The following is a 19,358-nucleotide window of genomic DNA, read 5'->3' on the forward strand; positions in this document are numbered from 1 at the left end:
GAGCGCACACGCGGCAAGATCACCCTCTAATAGAAGAAAACTATCAGATAATAAAACCCAACACAAGCAGCTTGAGTCATTTAACTTCAATTTTTCATCGCTGCATTTTATTTTTATTGCCTAGGTAAGTATTGGACAATCGACCTACACACAAATAAACCAACTACCATACAACCAAAGTAAAATATAACAATGCAACAACAGCACGCCCTCTAAAAACCACTTTGCATTCGTCAATAAACATGAATAAAATATTCACTACTTATTATAACGCTCATGTCATTAACAAAAATAAAAACACCTCTTCTGAACCATTTCAAATGCCAAGGGCTGTTGCACAACATTGAACGCTCGTAAAGTGTGTGATGGTGCTGATTTGCTCCTTCATAAGCGTGAAGATGGAGTGCACAATGGATTGATTATTATACCATTCATGGGCTGCGTCGCAAAATGGGCTTTGGTACACTAGGTGTTTCTTTAAAACATACAAGACATTACCATTATCTCACTTCAGATACATGACAGTTAAGGTATCACTCCTTTTTGCATCTGTTTTTTCATCTTCAAAATTATACCTTTATCGTTTTGAGTGCCAACAATAGTAGGAAATCATTGATATTGTATAGTTTATATATTTTAATTATCTTATACAGTGGAGTTGTATAATCTATACATTTATTAAACAATTCAATTATTATCCTATTGATCATTACCCTTACAAAAGAACGTTGGCTAATTTATCGACAAAAACATCCTTCAAGATGATCATTAACAATCCCTACGGACTGCATAAAAGCATAACAAATTGTGGGACCAATAAATGTCCAGCCACGTTTCTTCAAGTCTTGAGAAAGACGAAGAGAAGCAGGGGTTGTAGGATGAGCCGACAGTGTTTGAAAGTCTATCTTTTCATAACGCTCTGATTGTGGTGGCTGAAAAGACCAAAAATAGCGGGACAAGCTCCCCCACTCTGTTATAATTTCCTGTGCTCTAAGTGCATTATTAAGCACTGATTGAATTTTTCCTTGATGGCGAACAATGTCTTTATTCTGCATTAACATTTTCACCTTTAACTCATCATAATGAGCAATCTTTTCAAAGTCAAAGTGATCAAATGCAATGCGAAAAAAAGAGCGTTTTTTTAAAATTGTAAACCAAGAAAGTCCCGCTTGGAAACCTTCAAGACAAATTTTTTCAAACAAACAGATATCCTCAAAAACAGGTTTTCCCCATTCGTTATCATGATAAGCACAATAAAGTGGATCCGTTCCAGCCCATGCGCAACGAACTTTTCCATCCACTCCCTTAAGAAGACCTTCCGCAAGCATGGCATTAACCGTATTAAAAGAGAGTTCCTTGATCATCGCTTGGCGGCTTTATCTGCTTGTGTTTTGAACGTTTAGAAAAAACAGGTTCTTGTATTGCAACACTGATATCACCATCAAAAAAGCGTAAATTTATTTGCCCTGTTTCAGGAAACTGAGTCAACCGTTTAACGGGCTTATTATCTTGCCCCAAAGCCAAAACAAAACCACGCTCTAAAATATTCTGATAAGAAGTGCTTTTTAAAAGTCTGAATGCAAGCTCCATTTGAGCACGTTGTTTTTCCACACTACGCACAAAAGCACGATGAAGGCGCGCCGTATATTCCTTTGTATTGCGTTGTGCTTTTTCACTATTTAACAAACGTAGCGAAAGACGTAAACGAAGAGTATGAAAAGAAAAACATTTTTTATCGTAGCTCACACAAAGAGCACGCTGTAATCGATTTGAAATTTCATCAAAACCACGCCGTGGTAGAGCAAAAAGTTGGTCGACAGTGGGAAGACCACGTCTGGCTGCACGCAACTTTTGTTGATGAAAATCAAAAGAACGTACAAGTCCCTTGCGCAAACGTGCCCCAAGAGACGCAACACACACTTCAAGATCAAGCTTAACAGGAACAGCCTTTTCTGCAGCTCCTGTAGGAGTTGGAGCACGCCAATCAGCGACATAATCAATCAAAGTCCAGTCCGTTTCATGCCCAACAGCAGAAATAACGGGAAGAGCAGAGGCATAAACAGCACGAACAACAGCTTCGTCATTAAAACCCCACAAATCTTCTAAACTTCCCCCTCCCCGTGCAACAATAATAAGATCAGGTTTTGGAATAAGTCCTCCTGGAGCAAGAGCATTAAAACCTTCAACAGCAACAGCTACCTCTCTCCCACTTGTTTCCCCCTGAACACGTACAGGCCAAACCAAAATATGTAACGGAAAACGATCGGATATACGATGAATAATATCACGAATAACAGCACCTGTTGGTGATGTTACAACGCCTATAATTCGAGGCATATAAGGCAAAGGTTTTTTCTTTGCTTCATCAAATAAGCCTTCTTCCACAAACTTTTTCTTACGATTTTCAAGAAGTGTCATCAAAGCACCAACCCCCGTTGGTTCAAGAGCCTCAATGACAATTTGATATTTCGATGACCCTGGATAAGTTGTAAGTTTACCAACAGCAACCACTTCCATCCCTTCTTCAGGAGGAAATTTGAGCTTTTCCATCACTCCACGCCAAATAACAGCTTCCAACCGTGCCTTATCATCCTTTAAAGCAAAATAAGCATGTCCTGAAGCATGAGTACCACGGTAACCTGATATCTCCCCACGCACCCGTACATAACCAAACTTTTCTTCAACAACACGCTTTAGAGCTCCTGCTATTTCGGAAACAGTAAATTCTGCCACATTTGTTACACCTGTTTTTTCACTAAACAAACTTACCATTTTTCAATTCTTTACGCCCGTTTCTGTGAATCTTTTTGAAACAACACAATCTTTAAAATTTTTATTTATAGCTTCATCAAAATATCCATAACACCGGCTAGAACAGCTTATATTTCGAATTTCAAACTGATTATCCGAGTTATAAAAAAGCTTGGAGCCGTTGTATGGGGATCTCCAGAGTTATTATTCCATCCGAAAGCTGTATCAATAGAAGTTAAAATATTCAATCTTAACATCCACACAAACACATCTTTCATAAGAACTCCTGAAATAAAATTCTCTACACAACATAGTAATCCATTCCCGATAAAATTCAACGTATTGCAAAGTGTTAAAGAGCTTTGCAATACATCAAATATATCATGATCATGTTTTTTATATTTTATAAACCTGATACCTTCTTATTTTTCAATTGCACTATAAAAAATACGTGGTGCACTATTCCAAACCCATTTTTTAACATCAGGTGTCATAGCTACAGTATGATACGTCTGATAGATAAAAGCATAGGGTCCTTTCTGCATAAATTCACGTTGCAAATCAGCATACATTTGCGCCCGTTTTTTGGGATCTTTTTCAAACAACGCATCTTGAACCTTTTGATTCATAGTTTCATCCAAATACCCATGGCACCAACTCGCATAGCCTGTATTTTTAGCCTCAAGCCGATTATCAGGATTGTAAATAAGGCGTGAAGCCATTGTATGAGGATCCGCAGAATCATTATTCCATCCGAAAAAAATCGTATCAAAAGTACGTGCAGATAGTTTTGAAAATAACTGCGTGCCCACAAAACGTTCAATTTTAAAACGTACCCCAACCTTTTTTGCATTGTCTTGAAGGGACTGAGCAATAGGCAGAGCAAAAGGATAAGGAGAAGTACCAGCAAAAATACTGGCCTCAAAACCATCTGGATAACCTGCCTCTGTTAAAAGTTCCTTTGCTTTTTGAAGATCAAGTTTAAAGGGTTGTCCTTCTTTTTCATCCAAAGCCCCAAGATTACCAAGAGGAATAAAACTTGCACGTGGAACACCAACATCTTTGAGAAGAGTCTTACCGAGTCCTTCATAGTCAATAAGATAGCGCATCGCTAAACGCACTTTTTCATTGGCAAAAATAGGATTTGTCACATTGAACCCCCATATGATCACGGATGGCTCTAACACTCTTTCAACTTTAATATCGGTTGTTGCTTGGAGATCTGCCAAATCCTCTGGCATCAAATTACGTGCAACATCGATATCGTGTTTTTGCAACAATAAACGTTGTGTTCCAGGCTCCGCGACATGGCGAATTAAAATCTTCTTCAATTTAGGCGCCTCACCCCAATAATTGGAGCTTGCACGCAATAAAATCCCTTCTCCAGGGCGCCAACTCTCTAACTGATAAGGACCAACACAAGCAGAATGGCTTGCCAAATACCGGTTTCCCATATCACCATTTTTTTCGTGTTTCATGAGTGTCTCACGATCAAGCAAAGCAAGAGTACGACTAGTGGCAAAATGGCTAAGAATAAGCTCTGCTGGATAAGGTTTATCAAATTTCATCACCACCGTTTTCTCATCCGGTGCTTGAAAAGCCTCATCAACATTCTGTTCTGTGATACCATATTCATTAAATGTCGCCGCAGTAGCCATCTTCAATTTAACAACCCGCTTCATGCTCCAAATTAGATCATTGGCATTCGCAGGACGACCATCATTGAACTTCAAACCATCACGCAAATGAAAAGTAATCACCGTACGCTGATCATCACTTAAAACATCCCAACTCTTCGCCAAAGAGGGAACAAGTTTAGCTGCGTCATCTTTAGCTGGTTCAACTAAATTATCACAAACATTGACAAGAACTTCGTTACCATAACGGTCATTGATTTGTGCGGGATCAAATGTACTTATTGAATCAAGATTCCAAGCCATCACAAGCGTATCGGCAGGTGTTTTTGCTGAAACTTGTTGCACCAAAATCCCCAGTGCAATAACAGCAGAAACAAAAGCACTGCTCCCTTTCAATATTTTTCCTTTCAAGTTCATAGACTTTTCCTTTTAAAATTTATTGTATAAGTTCTCCATGCAACAATAACGTGCAAGAAATAATAAGATTAGACTTAGAAAACATACCTCCTCGAAATAAAATTAAAAACTCAACAGAAAACGATCTGATATAAAACGAAGGTATTAGGCATAACAGCATCTGTTGGAGATATCACAGTGCTTACAATTTGGGACATATCAGGCAAAGTTTCCTTTTGCTTTATCAATCAGACCTTTTGCTTCAAATTTCTTTTTTGATTTTCTAAAAAGTGTCGCGAAAACACCACCTCCGGTTACTTCAAGCGCCTCAATAAAAATTTGATATTTTGATGATTTTGAATGAATTGTAATTTGCTGAAATTGATCATTTACCCTCCTTCTCAAGAGAAAATTTGAATTTTTTCATCACTCCCCATAAAATAATACCCCAATTGCGGAGTGTTATCTTTCAAAACAAAAGGAAACATAACATAGGCATCATAAAAAACTGATATTCCTCTTTGCCTCCACACCAAAACTCTTCTTCAACATTGCAAAGTCTTTGCTCCTTTAACAATGCTAAATACCACAACATTTGTTGTACTAATTTTTTCAGCAAATGAATTGATCTCTTTTCAATTCATGGAAGTTGAAATATTAAGTTTTAAACATCCAAGCAAGCACATCTTTAATGAGAATGAAAGATCCCTTAATAGAAATCTTGCAAAGACACTCAGCAATATATCCTCTATTATTCACAATCTTCAACGTATTGCAAAGCATTTAAGAACTTTGCAATACGTCAAATATATCATGATCATGTTTTTTATATTTTATAAACCTGATACCTTCTTATTTTTCAATTGCACTATAAAAAATACGTGGTGCACTATTCCAAACCCATTTTTTGACATCAGGTGTCATCGCTACAGAAACATATGTCTGATAAATAAAAGCATAGGGTCCTTTCTGCATAAATTCACGTTGCAAATCAGCATACATTTGCACGCGTTTTTGGGGATCTTTTTCAAACAACGCATCCTTAACCTTTTGATTCATACTTTTATCAAAATACCCATGGCACCAACTAGCGTAGCCTGTATTTTTTGCCTCAAACCGATTATCTGGATTGTAAATAAGTCGTGAAGCCATTGTATGGGGATCCGCAGAGCCATTATTCCATCCGAAAAAAATCGTATCAAAACCACGCGCATAAAATTTTGAAAACAACTGCGTACCTACAAAACGTTCAATTTTAAAATGTACCCCAACCTTTTTTGCGTTGTCTTGAAGGGACTGAGCAATAGGTAAAGCAAAAGGATAAGGAGATGCCCCTGCAAAAATATTGGCCTCAAAACCATCCGGATAGCCTGCCTCTGTTAAAAGTTCCTTTGCTTTTTGGAGATCAAGTTTAAAGGGTTGTCCTTCTTTTTCATCTAAAGCCCCAAGATTACCAAGAGGAATAAAACTTGCACGGGGAATACCAACATCTTTGAGAAGGGTCTTACTGAGTCCTTCATAATCAATAAGATAGCGCATCGCTAAACGCACTTTTTCCTTAGCAAAAATAGGGTTCGTCGTATTAAAACCCCATATAATCATGGAGGGCGCCAACACTTTTTCAACCTTAATATCCGTTGTTGCTTGGAGATCTGCCAAATCCTCTGGCATCAGATTACGTGCAACATCGATATCGTGTTTTTCCAATAATAAACGTTGCGTTCCAGGCTCCGCAACATGGCGAATTAAAATCTTCTTCAGTTTAGGCGCTTCCCCCCAATAATTGGAGCTTGCACGCAATAAAAGAGCTTCTCCAGGACGCCAACTCTCTAACTGATAAGGACCAACACAAGCAGAATGACTTGCCAAATACCGGTTTCCCATATCGCCATCTTGTTCGTTTTTCATGAGTGTCTCACGATCCAGCAAGGCAGCAGTGCGATTAGTGGAAATATTGCTAAGAATGAGCTCTGCAGGATAAGGTTTATCAAATTTCATCACCACCGTTTTGTCGTCCGGTGCTTGAAAAGCCTCATCAACGTTTTGTTCTGTAATCCCATATTCATTAAATGTTGCCGCATTGGACAATTTCAATTTCACAACCCGCTTCATACCCCAAACAAGATCATTGGCATTGGCTAATCTACCATCGTTAAACTTTAAACCATCGCGCAAATGAAAAGTAATCACCGTACTCTGGTCATCACTTAAAACATCCCAACTCTTTGCCAAAGAAGGAACCATTTTAGCTGCATCATCTGTAGCAGAAACGACCAAATTATCACAAATATTGTTAACCACTTCAATTCCATAACGGTCATTGAGTTGTGCAGGGTCAAATGTACTTATTGGATCCAGATTCCAAGCCATTACAAGCGTATCGGTAGGTGTTTTTGCTGAAACTTGTTGCACAAAAATCCCCATTGCAAGAACAGCAGAAACAAAAGAACAGCTCTTTTTTAATATTTTTCTTTTCACGTTCATAGACTTTTCCTTTTAACGTTTATTGTATAAATTCCCCATGCAGCAAAACGTGCTTAATAATTAAGTTTAGACGAACTATAGGCTCCTAAAGACCAAGCTTTAAAATCTTCAAGAATAAGCACCTCTTGCCAATGACTCCTCCTGCCTACACTTATAAGCCAAACCAAAACATACAAAGGAAAACACTCTGATATATAATGAACGCTCACCAACAACAGAGCTTATCCACGATATCATAACGCCTACTATTGAAGACTATAAAACCAATATTTTTTCTCTATCTTGTTAAGCAAGCTTGTCTCTTATTTCTTCCGGCGTTTTGCATACCATCAAAGCACTAGCCCTTTCGGCTCAAGTACCTTAATAACAAAGAGCTTTCATAATAATTTGATGATTTGATAAAACAGGAAAATTCGTTAGTTTGCCAAGTGCAACGACTTTTATTCCTTCTTTAAAAGGAAATTTGATTGTTTTTCATCACTCCCCGTAAAATAACACCCTCCATTTGGTATCTCATCATCTTTCAAAGCAAAAGAAAATATGAACACCATAAAAACTGAATTCCTTGTGTACCCACCCATAAGAAAACTTTCCTTCAACATCGAACAACCTTGCACCTTTAGCACTACTAAATTCCATGACATTTGTTACACTTAGTTTTTTTATGTTACATTCAGTTTTTTAACAAATAAATTGATCACTTTTCAATTCAGAGAAATTGAAATATTCAATCTTAACATCCACACCAATACACCTCTAATGAGAATGAAAAATCCCTTTAAACGAATGTCTTAAAAAGACATTCAACAGTATATCACGCATTACCTATAATCTTCGACGTATTGCAAAGCTTGAAAATTTATACAATACGCCGAATATATCATGACAATGTCCTTCATCTATTGAACAGTATTGAAGACACGCTTATTTTTCAATTTTACTATAAAAAATATGCGGTGCACTATTCCAAACCCACTTTTTGATATCCGGTGTCATCGCGACGACGCCATATTTCTGATAAATAAACGCATAAGGTCCTTTTTGCATAAGTTCACGTTGTAAATCAGCATATATTTGCGCCCGTTTTTGCGGATCTTTTTGAAACAACGCCTCTTCAACTTTTTGATTCATCTTGGCATCAAAATACCCATGCTGCCAACTAGGATAAGCTGTATTTTTTGCCTCAAACCGATTATCTGGATTATAAACAAGACGTGAAGCCATTGTATGAGGATCCGCAGAATCATTATTCCATCCAACAAAAATTGTATCAAAAGCCCGAGCATAAAGTTTGGAAAACAACTGTGTACCTGCCAATCGTTCAATTTTAAGACGCACACCCGCCTGCGCAGCACTATCTTGGAGTGACTGAGCAAGTAATAAAGTATAAGGAGTGTTTGATACGAGAAAATTTGCCTCAAATCCATTCGGATAACCGGCCTCTGCCAAAAGCTGCTTGGCTTTTTGAATATCAAGCTTAAAGGGTTGCCCTTCTTTTTCATCCAAAGCCCCAAGATTGCCAAGAGGAATAAAACTTGCCCGTGGGATACCAATCCCTTTGAGAAGCTTCTTGCCAAAACCTTCATAATCTATAAGATAACGCATCGCTAAGCGCACTTTTTCCTTAGCAAAAATCGGATTCGTCGTATTGAATCCCCAATACATCATGGATGGTTCTAACACTTCTTTGATTCTAACATCTGTTGTTTTTTGCAAATCTGCCAGATCTTCAGGTGTCAAATTACGAGCAACATCAATATCATGTTTTTGCAACAACAAGCGCTGTGTTCCAGGCTCCGCAACATGGCGAATTACAATCTGCTTTAGTTTAGGTGCTTCTCCCCAATAATGAGAGCTTGCACGCAATAAAATCGCTTCTCCAGGGCGCCAACTTTTTAACTGATAAGGACCAACGCAAGCAGCATGAGTTTTCAAATACTGATTTCCCAAATCACCATTTTTTTCGTGTTTCATGATCGTCTTACGATCAAGCAAAGCTGTTGCAGGACTTGCAACAATATTATTCAGAATGAGCTCTGCTGGATAAGGCTTATCAAATTTCATTACCACTGTTTTTTCATCAACAGCTTGCAAAGCATCATCAACATTTTGTTCTGTAATTCCATATTCATTAAAAATTGCCGCATTACCCATCTTCAATTTGACAACCCGCCTCATACCCCAAACAAGATCATTGGCATTGGCTGATCTACCATCGTTAAACTTTAAACCATCGCGCAAATGAAAAGTAATCACCGTACTGTGATCATCACCTGAAACATCCCAATGTGTTGCTAAAGCGGGAACCATTTTAGCAGGATCGTCTGTCGCTGTACTGACTAAGTTATCACAAACATTGCGAACAATTTCACTTCCATAAACATCCGTGAGCTGCGCAGGATCAAACGTACTGATTGCATCAAGATTCCAAGCCATCACAAGGGTATCAGCCGGTGTTTTTGCTGAAACCTGTTGTACAACTACTCCCAGTGCAATAAGAGCAGCAACAAGAGATCCGCTACTTTTCAATATTTTTCTTTTTAAGTTCATAGACTTTTCCTTTTAAAGTTTATTGTATAAATTCCCCACGCAACAAGAATGTGCAAAATAATAAAATTAGACAAACCATAGGCTCTGAGAGATAAAGTATTAAAACTTTCAAATAACATCACTTATCAACCACTCCTCCTGCCCATAGTTACAAACCAACCCCTGAATATGCACCGAAAAACAATCTAATATATGATGAATGACATAACCCATCACCAATTATTGATGATATTACAACGTCTACCATTGAAGGCTATAAGACAAAGACTTCTTCTCTCTTGTCGGACAAGCTCAGCTCTTCTTTACTCTAGCGTTTTTATGCCATCAAAGGACAACCCCCAGTTAGCTCAAAAACCTTAATAACAAAGAGCCTTCATAATAATTTGATATTTCAACAAAACAGAAAAATTTGCCCATCGCCCAACATCAACCACCTCTACCCCTTCTGCAAAAGGAATTTTGGATTTTTCCATAATTCCCCACTAAATAACAGCTTCTCATTATATCTTATTTCCAAATAAAAGGAGTACGGGCACCACAAACCTCTGACATTCCCTCACGCATCCGTACATAACAAAGCTTTTTTCAATATTGTATTTTAAATACCTTTGCTCCTTTAACAACACTCAATTCATTGCTTGCATTTTTTCAGAAAAAAATCTTTTCAATGACTAAGGTTGAAATACCTAAATATAATACCTATATAAGCACACCATTATCAGAATAGATAGTCTTTTTTTAAGTAAACTGTCTTGAAATATTATTTCTATACACAACAATAATAAGTCGGTTACAAAATCTTCAACGAACAAAAACTCTCACCCTGACGCGGAATATCGAAACGTTATAAAATTTCTCTACAAATTCTCAGCAACAAAAGGATATCCCTTCATTTAATGAAATGAAGCGCCCTGAAAATATCGCGAAAATGCAATAAAATACGCGTATATTTCAAAAAACAGCACTGTTATTACACCAGTACTAAGGTAGTGAACTTAAAAAAGTAAGAAAAAATAAAAAATGTTTTTCTTTTATGCTAGTAACATCGCTGTACTATGATAATATAATAAAAAACACGATCTTCGAAAGTATATTAAAATGAACCGAAAGAAAAAGTTGTTAAATTCTTCTCATGCGTTTCTTGGAGGAACATTAAACCGTGCTAGTCTAAAATTGCTTATCCTTTCATTCTTCATTGGCATCGTAATGAATTTTTTGGGATGGACACCTCGAAACCTCATACAACGAATAGTAGATTTTTTTCAATCACTATGGAAAGCAGGATTTATAACGCTTACAAATTTCTTTCATATAACTATGACGGGAGCTATTGTTGTTGTACCTATTTTTCTTATTTTACGAATTTTTCATAAAAAATAAAAGCCTTAACATTTTCCTTGCGCTAATCTTTTCGAAAAATCAAACGACATAAAAATCCTGTAGTAATAGCAATAATCACTGCAACAATACCATATAAAAAACGATACTTGTGCGCTGCATAAAAAATTGTATAAGCGATATGTGCTTTAACAATTTCAAGAGTCGTTGTTGTACTATCAATAAACTGTCCATCACGAAAAAGATAAGCACGAACTTTATAATGTCCAACAGGAATATTTGCTGGCAAACGAAAATGTGCTGTGAACAGTGTGTCAGAACCAAAACGAACACCACCTACTTCCTCGTAATAAAGGCTTTTAGCTTTTTGCAATTTTATAAGTTCATCGCGAAAGCTTTGTATTTTTTTCTGATCTTGTTCATCCGTCTGTAATGGAAAATAGAGCAATCCTAACCCCAAGCGTTTATAATCTTCAATGCTCGTAATATCGTCAATTTCACGTGTTGTGACCATAGAGTAAAAAAGAGGAACCTTTTTAAAAATAAGAGAATCTGTATTAACCCATACACCGGCATTGCGTTTTTTTTCTCGCATCACCATTGTCCGATCTTGTCCCTCCAAGCTTACAACAATATCATAACGGTTTTGTCGAGAATATAACGGATCAATATTTTCCAAAACACCAGCAATATAAAGATCACGACCAGCAAAATTTGCATCCACAGTAATCGTATTCGTTGTTACGATAATTTGGACAGTTTCGTGGTCAAGTTGATCAATGGATGTAGCTGGCGTCCCAACGTGTGACCATGTAGAAAAAGAAATAAAACAAAAAAAACCTGTAATGATGTATAAAGAAAATAATCTACCCATTTTTATCTCATAAGAATATCCAGAGAGAAAAGATTATCAGGGCGTATAAATAATTGAAAAGCAAGACGCATACACACAATCAATACTAAACATGCAAGCGCCATACGCAATTGTTCAGCCTTTAACTTCCGTCCAGCCCTTGTTCCATATTGCGCACCAATACTTCCTCCAAGCATTAACAAAAAAGCCAAGACAATATCAACGGACTGATTAGTCATACTTTGCAAAACTGTCGTGAAAGAAGACACAAATGTAATCTGAAAAAGTGAAGTCCCAATCACCACACTGGTTGGAACACGCAGAAGATAAATCAATGCTGGTATCATAAAGAACCCCCCACCAATTCCCATAATAGAAGACAACAACCCCACAATGAGACCAATCCCTAAAACTGGAATAATGCTAACATATATCATAGATGTCCGAAAACGCATTTTTAAGGGTAAGCGATGAATCCAGTTATGTCGACCAGCAAGACGAATATTGGCTTTTCCTGCCTTACGCTTGCGCATCATATCATACCAACTTTCAACGATCATTAAGCTTCCTACACTTCCAAGAAGAATCACATAAAGAAGCGAAATCATTAAGTCTAATTGACCTAACTTTTTCAAAACAGAGAAAACCTGAATCCCGATTAAAGAACCACCCCCTCCTCCAATCGCTAAAAGAATACCAAGTTTAATATCGAGCGTACGTCTTCTAAAATGTGTAATTGCTCCTGTTACAGATGACGCAATCATCTGGTTAGCACCTGTTCCAACAGCAATAGCAGGAGGAATATTATAAAAAATCAATAACGGTGTGATGAGAAACCCACCACCGATTCCAAAAAGGCCTGAAAAAAAACCAGCAACGACTCCCATACCAATCAAGATCAGCATATTGAGTGACATTTCAGCAATTGGTAAATAAATACTCACTTACAGAACCTTCAAGATAATCTGAGGTTTTTTTAACAATTAGAGAATCCTTCTCCAATTATCCTCTTTTCCAATAATCTTTGTTGCGTGTTTAAAAGAATAATTCTAGTTGCTATAGCTTTCGTACAAACACGAATGCGCAATACATTTCACATCTATTAACATCAACATCATACAAATTAAAAAAAACGAGCTCCTTTTAAAAAGCTATAAAGACATAACGTTATCGCTACCACAAATACAACGGTTAAAAAACAAAGAACACTTTTTTTTACCAAATAAGATAAAAACGAGACATGTTCCCGAGACTGCGCCTTTAAAGAAGAAAAATCATTCTCACTGCAATGATTAGATACCTGAACATCCATCATACCCTTTTCTTCTATCACAGCACGCTTCACTACTCCCTCATCCTTTTTAAAAGAAGGTTTCAGAGCATCACTGGGCAAAGAACTTCTATTTTCTTGCTGCAACGTATTTTCAACATTTGTTTGGAGTGGAATTATACCGTTTTGTTTTGAAAAATTTTGCATCTTTTGAAGGAATAAACGTTCTTGATTTTCCTGACATTCCATATGAGCAAGTTTTTGTACAACAGAATCAGGTGATTTTGAACGAGATACCCGTCGTGTTACCGCTTCTTCTTCTAAGCTTTTTTTTTCACTCTGCAAACTTTTAACAATTGTTTTAATCTGCTCTAAAGACTCAAAAAGCTTTTTTTCTCTTTGACGACGTATATAATGTTCAGCCAAAATGGCTCGACTAATATCATCTAAGTAAGATTTAAAATGCTCTTCTACAGAACTCTGCTGCATCAAAGAACGGGGCGGATGCTTCATTTGCATTTGCGTATAAACGGTGCGTAATTTTTGAGCAATATCCGACATCGTTACTTCTACAGAAGTATCCATTCTTTCTTTCTGTTCAACAAAAGAAAAGAATTTACCATTCTTAACCTGATTGGTCGCCTGATCGATCGTATGACCCTTCGTATTCACAAACGCCTACCCCTCATTAACCTTTTTGAAAAGAATCGTAACAAATGATGAGAAAGTGTGCTCTATTTTAGTAAATAGAGCTTTAAGAAGTCCTAAAAACTTTTTTGTTAGAAATATTTTCCCCAATCTTTATCCAAAATACTTGAAAGACAGATCTTTAATTTTTCTGTCTTCAAGATTTGAAGAGCAAAAACATTCCCCCATTTTTATCTTTTTCACTTAATTTTTCATTGTATAAAGGACCTATTGCACCATCATAAACAAAGCATAAGAAACTAAAAAAGAATATTCTCACAAGACAGATTGATTTTTTTACTTTTTATTCAAGCAAATAAGGCAATTATAGCAATGCAAAAATATGAAGATTGAAAATAACGACGAGAAAGTACAAGTAAACGTAAAAAAAGCTTATATGAAAGATAACACAGGTTATAAATGAGACTTCATTCTAAACAATTTGGTTTCTTATGAGTATTGCTATAAACTTGTGGTCATACAAACAAAGAGGATCATTATGAAGATAATTGTCGCTGTCAAACGTGTTGTTGATTATAACATCAAGATACGCGTCAAACCCGATAGTACAGGTGTTGATCTGTCTCACGTAAAAATGTCTATGAATCCTTTTGATGAGATAGCCGTGGAGGAGGCTATTCGCCAGAAAGAATCCGGTAAAATTTCAGAAGTTCTTCTTGTTTCAATTGGCCCAGAAGCAGCCCAAGAAACTCTACGAACAGGACTTGCAATGGGCGCTGATCGCGCACTTCTTGTCACAACAGATCAAACACTTGAACCCTTAGCAATTGCTAAGGTTCTCAAAGCTATTGTTGATGAAGAAAAACCCGATATGGTCTTTTTAGGAAAACAAGCAATTGATGATGATAGCAACCAAACAGGACAAATGCTCGCAGCTCTTCTTGGTTGGGGACAGGCAACTTTCGCTTCACATCTTAACATAGAAAATGGGCATGCTACAGTTACTCGTGAAGTTGATAATGGAACACAAACTCTTTGTCTTCCCCTTCCCATGGTTATGACTGCCGATCTACGGCTCAATGAACCGCGTTACACCTCTCTCCCCAATATCATGAAAGCAAAAAAGAAAATCATTGAACAAAAATCTCTTTCTGATCTTGGCATCGATACGGAAGCACGCTTAACAATTTTAAGCGTTGAAGAGCCAAAACCCCGTCAACCCGGTATTAAAGTGGCGAATGTAGTAGAGCTTGTCAGTGCGCTAAAACAAAAGAACTGCATTTAATATTCTCACCACTAGAGTAAAAGCAACACTCACATAAAAGGGCAAAAACTTATGGCAATTCTTTTATTGGCTGATCATAATACAGAAGAAACAGCAAAAGCGCTCACCGCTGCACGCGCACTCAGTAATGATATCGATATTCTGGTTTGCGGAGAAAAAATTCAAACGATAGCGGAAAATAGTGCTAAACTTAATGGTGTGCGGCAAGTTCTTATTGCAAAAGCAGACTATTTAGCCCATCAACTTGCCGAGCCTATGGCAGATACAATTCTCACGTTAGCAAATGATTATGATGTGATCATGGCTGCATCCAGCAGCACTGGAAAAAATGTGATGCCACGCGTAGCAGCCCTTCTTGATCTTGTGCAAATTTCAGATATTACCGCCGTTCTTTCACCTGATACCTTCAAACGACCCATTTATGCAGGCAATGTACTTGAAACTGTCCGTACCAATGCTCATAAAAAAATTATAACAGTTCGCACAGCTTCTTTCACACCAACGCCTTCCCAAAATAATTCTGCTCCCATTAAAATAATAACACCAGCTCCCAATCCAAATCTTTCTTCTTTCGTAAAAGAAGAAACCAACAAAAGTGATCGTCCTGATCTTACCTCTGCACGTGTTATTATATCAGGCGGGCGTGGTCTTGGTTCTCAAGAACAATTTATGGCACTTCTTCTTCCTCTTGCAAACAAATTAGATGCCGCTTTAGGTGCCAGCCGCGCAGCAGTTGATGCAGGCTACGCCCCCAATGAATGGCAAATTGGACAAACAGGAAAAGTCGTTGCCCCTGAACTCTATATCGCTGTTGGCATTTCCGGTGCAATCCAGCATTTAGCAGGTATAATGGATGCACAAATTATTGTTGCCATTAATAAAGATGAAGAAGCTCCCATCATGCAAATTGCCGATTACAGCCTTGTAGGTGATCTCCACCAAATTATTCCAGAATTGGAGAAAGCTTTATAAGCCATGAAAGAACCTCTGCATGACCAACGTGAAAGTATGGAGTTTGATATAGTCATTGTCGGAGCAGGACCTGCAGGGCTTTCTGCCGCAATTCGTTTTAAACAAATTAATCCTGAGCTTTCTGTCACAATTGTTGAAAAAGGGACCGAAGTTGGTGCACATATTCTCTCGGGCGCAGTTGTTGACCCCATTGGTATCGATACACTCTTACCAGAATGGAGAAATGACAACGACCATCCCTTCACAACCCCCGTCACCCAAGACAAATTTTTTTTTCTAAAGCCTCAAAAAGCGACACTATTGCCCAATATTTTGCATCCCAGAATCTTATCAAATAACGGATGTTATATCGTTTCGCTTGGAAGCGTCTGCCGCTGGCTAAGCAAAAAAGCTGAAGCGTTGGGTGTTGAAATCTATCCTGGTTTTGCAGCAACAGAGCCTATCATCCAAAAAGATAACGGAGCTATCATTGGTGTTCTCACCGGTGATATGGGGCTTAACAAAGATGGAACCCCTGGAAAAAATTATATGCCTGGTATGGCTTTATTGGCAAAATATACTCTGATTGCGGAAGGAGCACGCGGCTCAATTGCAAAACAACTGATAAAACATTTCAACCTTAGCAAAAATCGTGAACCACAAAAATTTGGTCTTGGCCTCAAAGAACTCTGGGAAATTGATCCCCATAAACACCAACGCGGTTTAGTGCAACATTTCACGGGTTGGCCTTTAGACAATAATACCGGTGGTGGTGGCTTTCTTTATCACCAAGAAAACAATGTCATTTCTGTCGGTTTTGTTGTGCACTTAGATTACAAAAATCCTTATCTTTCTCCTTTTGAAGAATTTCAACGTTTTAAAACACATCCAAAACTCTATGAAATCTTCAAAGGTGCAAAACGTCTTTCCTATGGTGCACGTGTTATCAGCGAAGGAGGTTGGCAATCTGTACCAAAACTCACCTTTCCTGGTGGAGCACTTATTGGCTGCTCTGCTGGCTTTGTCAATGTTCCTCGTATCAAAGGCTCACACAATGCCATCTTATCTGGCATATTAGCTGCCGATAAAATCGCTACCGCTCTCGCGCAAGGACGTGCCCATGATGAGGTCAAAGAAATCGAAGAACAGTGGCGAAAAGGTCCCATTGGCAAAGATCTTTATAAAGTGAGAAATGCCAAACCGCTCTGGGCACAATATGGGACAAAATATGGAATTAAACTTGCCGGTTTTGATATGTGGTGGCAACAGCTGTTCGGATTTTCCTTATTTAAAACACTCCCCCACAAAAAGGAAGATTATGCATATCTTGAACCAGCAGAAAAATTTCAACCCATTGCTTATCCAAAACCAGATGGTGTTGTAACCTTTGATCGCCTTTCAAGTGTTGCCCTTTCCAATACGCACCATGAAGAAAATCAACCTTGCCATTTAAAAATAACCTCATTAAGAAAACAAAAAGACTCCGAATATGCAATCTATGGGGCACCTTCCACACACTATTGCCCCGCCGCTGTCTACGAGTGGCTAGAGTATAATGATCATCTGACTTATATTATCAACGCTTCAAATTGCATACATTGTAAAACATGCGATATCAAAGATCCGAACCAAAATATCACTTGGACCTGTCCGCAAGGCAATGAGGGCCCCTTCTATCCCAATATGTAATGCCCCAATGTATAATCATTGTTCACTCTCCTAAAATTGAAATATACAAAACGTAATAAATAAAAATATTTCCCTCAGATCAGAAATCTATCAATCCCCTTCCTGCATACGTTCTTTCACAATGTAAAAAGGACTCTATTTTCATATAAAACACTCTCCCCACCGCATGACTTTTTTCAATAGCAAAACATAACATATTTTTATCAAAAATTTTTTATCTAAATGACAAAACAATAATGAATATATCTTGGCAATTCTGCGATAAAGAAACAGCCACGCTTCTCTAAAATCTGAAGGAAAATAAGTCCGCTCTACTTTGCCCCCTCTCCTACATGATCCAAAATGCTTTTAGCCCCCTCATAAGAAACATCAATTGTTTTAACTAGCCAAGAACAAAACCCATGAAGATGCGCTTCAAGTTTATTTTTTCTCTTACACTTTGCCAAGTAATGCTCACTAAAGATAACCACAGAAAAATGTAGAAAAAACATTGCGAGATAACGAGATAAAGAGCATGCTTGTTCAAGCTATTTCAATGTTTCTACTAATAATGACACGAAAAAATCTTTAATATCACATTGACCTTTTATTTTTTCATCAAGGATAATCGCCTTGCATCTAACCTTTACCAATATACTGCAATGAATATGTACAAACACCGTAAGAATAAGCAGATGCCAAACCATGGAAACTATCGCTATTAGCAAAACCATCTGATAAAAAGCCAAAATAGCTTTCATGACCACTCTATGACGCGTTTTATAGGGTTGTTTTTCTTATAAAGCTTGTGCATTCGCTGTTTCTTGTAAATCAACATCCAAATTTAACACAAGTAGTATATTTAAAAGAAAGATTAAGGTAAATGAAAGCTCTGCGCGCCGTTCCAGCTTTTGTAGTTAGAGCAAAAATATTGCGTATTCTATTTGATTAATCTCTGAAACGAAAATACAGCTTCATTTAGCAAGAATATGAAATCTGAAAGGAGAGAAACCTGTTTTCCTCTTTACTATCATCTATCCATTCGGTTTTAGAACTTTCAAAAGCATCACAATATCTTTTAAAAAGAAGAAACCACAAATTGCCCCTGCTTTTATTACTTACGTTTTTTATGGGAGCATATCCTTCAGAAAAATAAGGCATCCAAAATTAAAACAGACTTGTGTTGTTCATTCATGGGCTTGTTTTTAAGAGATAGCTCTTAACACATATCGAACAATTATTTTGCGACACTATTCAAAAAAAGTATAACGTACTCCTGTGAACAAACACTTCCATATTTACGAAATAAAAAGTACAAGCTAACAGCGTCATTTTCTCTGCAAGCCCCAATGATGCAATAATCTTTGCTTTGAGAAGGCTTCAAAATGCACGAAAATGATTTTGATTAATTGACTATGAGATGAGATGAGATGAGATGAGATGAGATGAGATGAGATGAGATGAGATGAGATGAGATGAGATGAGATGAGATGAGATGAGATGAGATGAGATGAGATGAGATGAGAT

13 protein-coding genes are annotated in these 19,358 nt (G+C 37.5%); 4 read left to right on the forward strand and 9 right to left on the reverse strand.

The features are described 5' to 3' along the window. Positions 1-737 precede the first annotated feature (737 nt). The 5 genes from ACFIJ8_RS06870 to ACFIJ8_RS06890 all read right to left on the reverse strand — a co-directional run bounded on the left by ACFIJ8_RS06870 (position 738) and on the right by ACFIJ8_RS06890 (position 9,818). Positions 738-1,364, reverse strand: coding sequence for a DNA-3-methyladenine glycosylase I (locus ACFIJ8_RS06870; protein WP_015856295.1), 627 nt, complete (start codon positions 1,362-1,364; stop codon positions 738-740). Then, positions 1,342-2,772: an exodeoxyribonuclease VII large subunit gene (gene xseA, locus ACFIJ8_RS06875; protein WP_273788088.1), complete on the reverse strand. Its 1,431-nt coding sequence runs from the start codon at positions 2,770-2,772 to the stop codon at positions 1,342-1,344. The genes ACFIJ8_RS06870 and xseA overlap by 23 nt, the downstream gene beginning before the upstream one ends. A gap of 401 nt (positions 2,773-3,173) precedes the next feature. Further along, positions 3,174-4,805, reverse strand: a complete 1,632-nt coding sequence (locus tag ACFIJ8_RS06880) for an ABC transporter substrate-binding protein (protein WP_375629893.1) — start codon at positions 4,803-4,805, stop codon at positions 3,174-3,176. An 831-nt stretch (positions 4,806-5,636) separates the two neighbouring features. Beyond that, positions 5,637-7,268 (reverse strand): ABC transporter substrate-binding protein, encoded by a 1,632-nt coding sequence (locus ACFIJ8_RS06885; RefSeq protein ID WP_273788090.1) that lies wholly within the window; start codon positions 7,266-7,268, stop codon positions 5,637-5,639. 924 nt (positions 7,269-8,192) lie between these two features. Further along, positions 8,193-9,818, reverse strand: coding sequence for an ABC transporter substrate-binding protein (locus ACFIJ8_RS06890; RefSeq protein ID WP_375639259.1), 1,626 nt, complete (start codon positions 9,816-9,818; stop codon positions 8,193-8,195). 1,098 nt (positions 9,819-10,916) lie between these two features. Here ACFIJ8_RS06890 and ACFIJ8_RS06895 point away from each other — a divergent pair. Continuing rightward, on the forward strand, positions 10,917-11,198 hold the full coding sequence (locus tag ACFIJ8_RS06895) for a DUF6460 domain-containing protein (RefSeq protein WP_026500288.1): 282 nt from the start codon (positions 10,917-10,919) through the stop codon (positions 11,196-11,198). Positions 11,199-11,220: 22 nt separating this feature from the next. On the opposite strand, the gene ACFIJ8_RS06900 is transcribed toward ACFIJ8_RS06895, so the two are convergent. From ACFIJ8_RS06900 to ACFIJ8_RS06910, 3 genes are all read right to left on the reverse strand, one after another. After that, on the reverse strand, positions 11,221-12,030 hold the full coding sequence (locus ACFIJ8_RS06900; RefSeq protein WP_375639260.1) for a TIGR02186 family protein: 810 nt from the start codon (positions 12,028-12,030) through the stop codon (positions 11,221-11,223). A gap of 2 nt (positions 12,031-12,032) precedes the next feature. Continuing rightward, complete coding sequence (locus ACFIJ8_RS06905) at positions 12,033-12,953, reverse strand: sulfite exporter TauE/SafE family protein (RefSeq protein ID WP_015856288.1); 921 nt, start codon at positions 12,951-12,953, stop codon at positions 12,033-12,035. A gap of 179 nt (positions 12,954-13,132) precedes the next feature. Beyond that, on the reverse strand, positions 13,133-13,951 hold the full coding sequence (locus ACFIJ8_RS06910; protein WP_375639261.1) for a hypothetical protein: 819 nt from the start codon (positions 13,949-13,951) through the stop codon (positions 13,133-13,135). Between the two features lie 514 nt (positions 13,952-14,465). On the opposite strand from ACFIJ8_RS06910, the gene ACFIJ8_RS06915 reads away from it, so the two are divergent. From ACFIJ8_RS06915 to ACFIJ8_RS06925, 3 genes are read left to right on the forward strand one after another with little or no spacing between them, the layout of a single operon-like run. Continuing rightward, positions 14,466-15,212: an electron transfer flavoprotein subunit beta/FixA family protein gene (locus tag ACFIJ8_RS06915; RefSeq protein ID WP_375639262.1), complete on the forward strand. Its 747-nt coding sequence runs from the start codon at positions 14,466-14,468 to the stop codon at positions 15,210-15,212. A gap of 51 nt (positions 15,213-15,263) precedes the next feature. Then, positions 15,264-16,184 (forward strand): electron transfer flavoprotein subunit alpha/FixB family protein, encoded by a 921-nt coding sequence (locus ACFIJ8_RS06920; RefSeq protein ID WP_375639263.1) that lies wholly within the window; start codon positions 15,264-15,266, stop codon positions 16,182-16,184. Between the two features lie 3 nt (positions 16,185-16,187). Next, a complete protein-coding gene (locus ACFIJ8_RS06925) occupies positions 16,188-17,852 on the forward strand; it encodes an electron transfer flavoprotein-ubiquinone oxidoreductase (protein WP_273788096.1) in 1,665 nt (554 codons plus the stop codon). 311 nt (positions 17,853-18,163) lie between these two features. Here ACFIJ8_RS06925 and ACFIJ8_RS06930 read toward each other — a convergent pair whose 3' ends face one another. Continuing rightward, positions 18,164-18,298 carry a hypothetical protein gene (locus ACFIJ8_RS06930; protein ID WP_375639264.1) on the reverse strand — a complete coding sequence of 45 codons (135 nt, stop codon included), beginning with the start codon at positions 18,296-18,298 and terminating at the stop codon, positions 18,164-18,166. Positions 18,299-19,358: the final 1,060 nt, after the last annotated feature.

Source organism: Bartonella sp. MF74HXZ (assembly GCF_042194445.1).
In the GTDB taxonomy this organism is placed as follows: Bacteria; Pseudomonadota; Alphaproteobacteria; order Rhizobiales; family Rhizobiaceae; genus Bartonella; species Bartonella grahamii.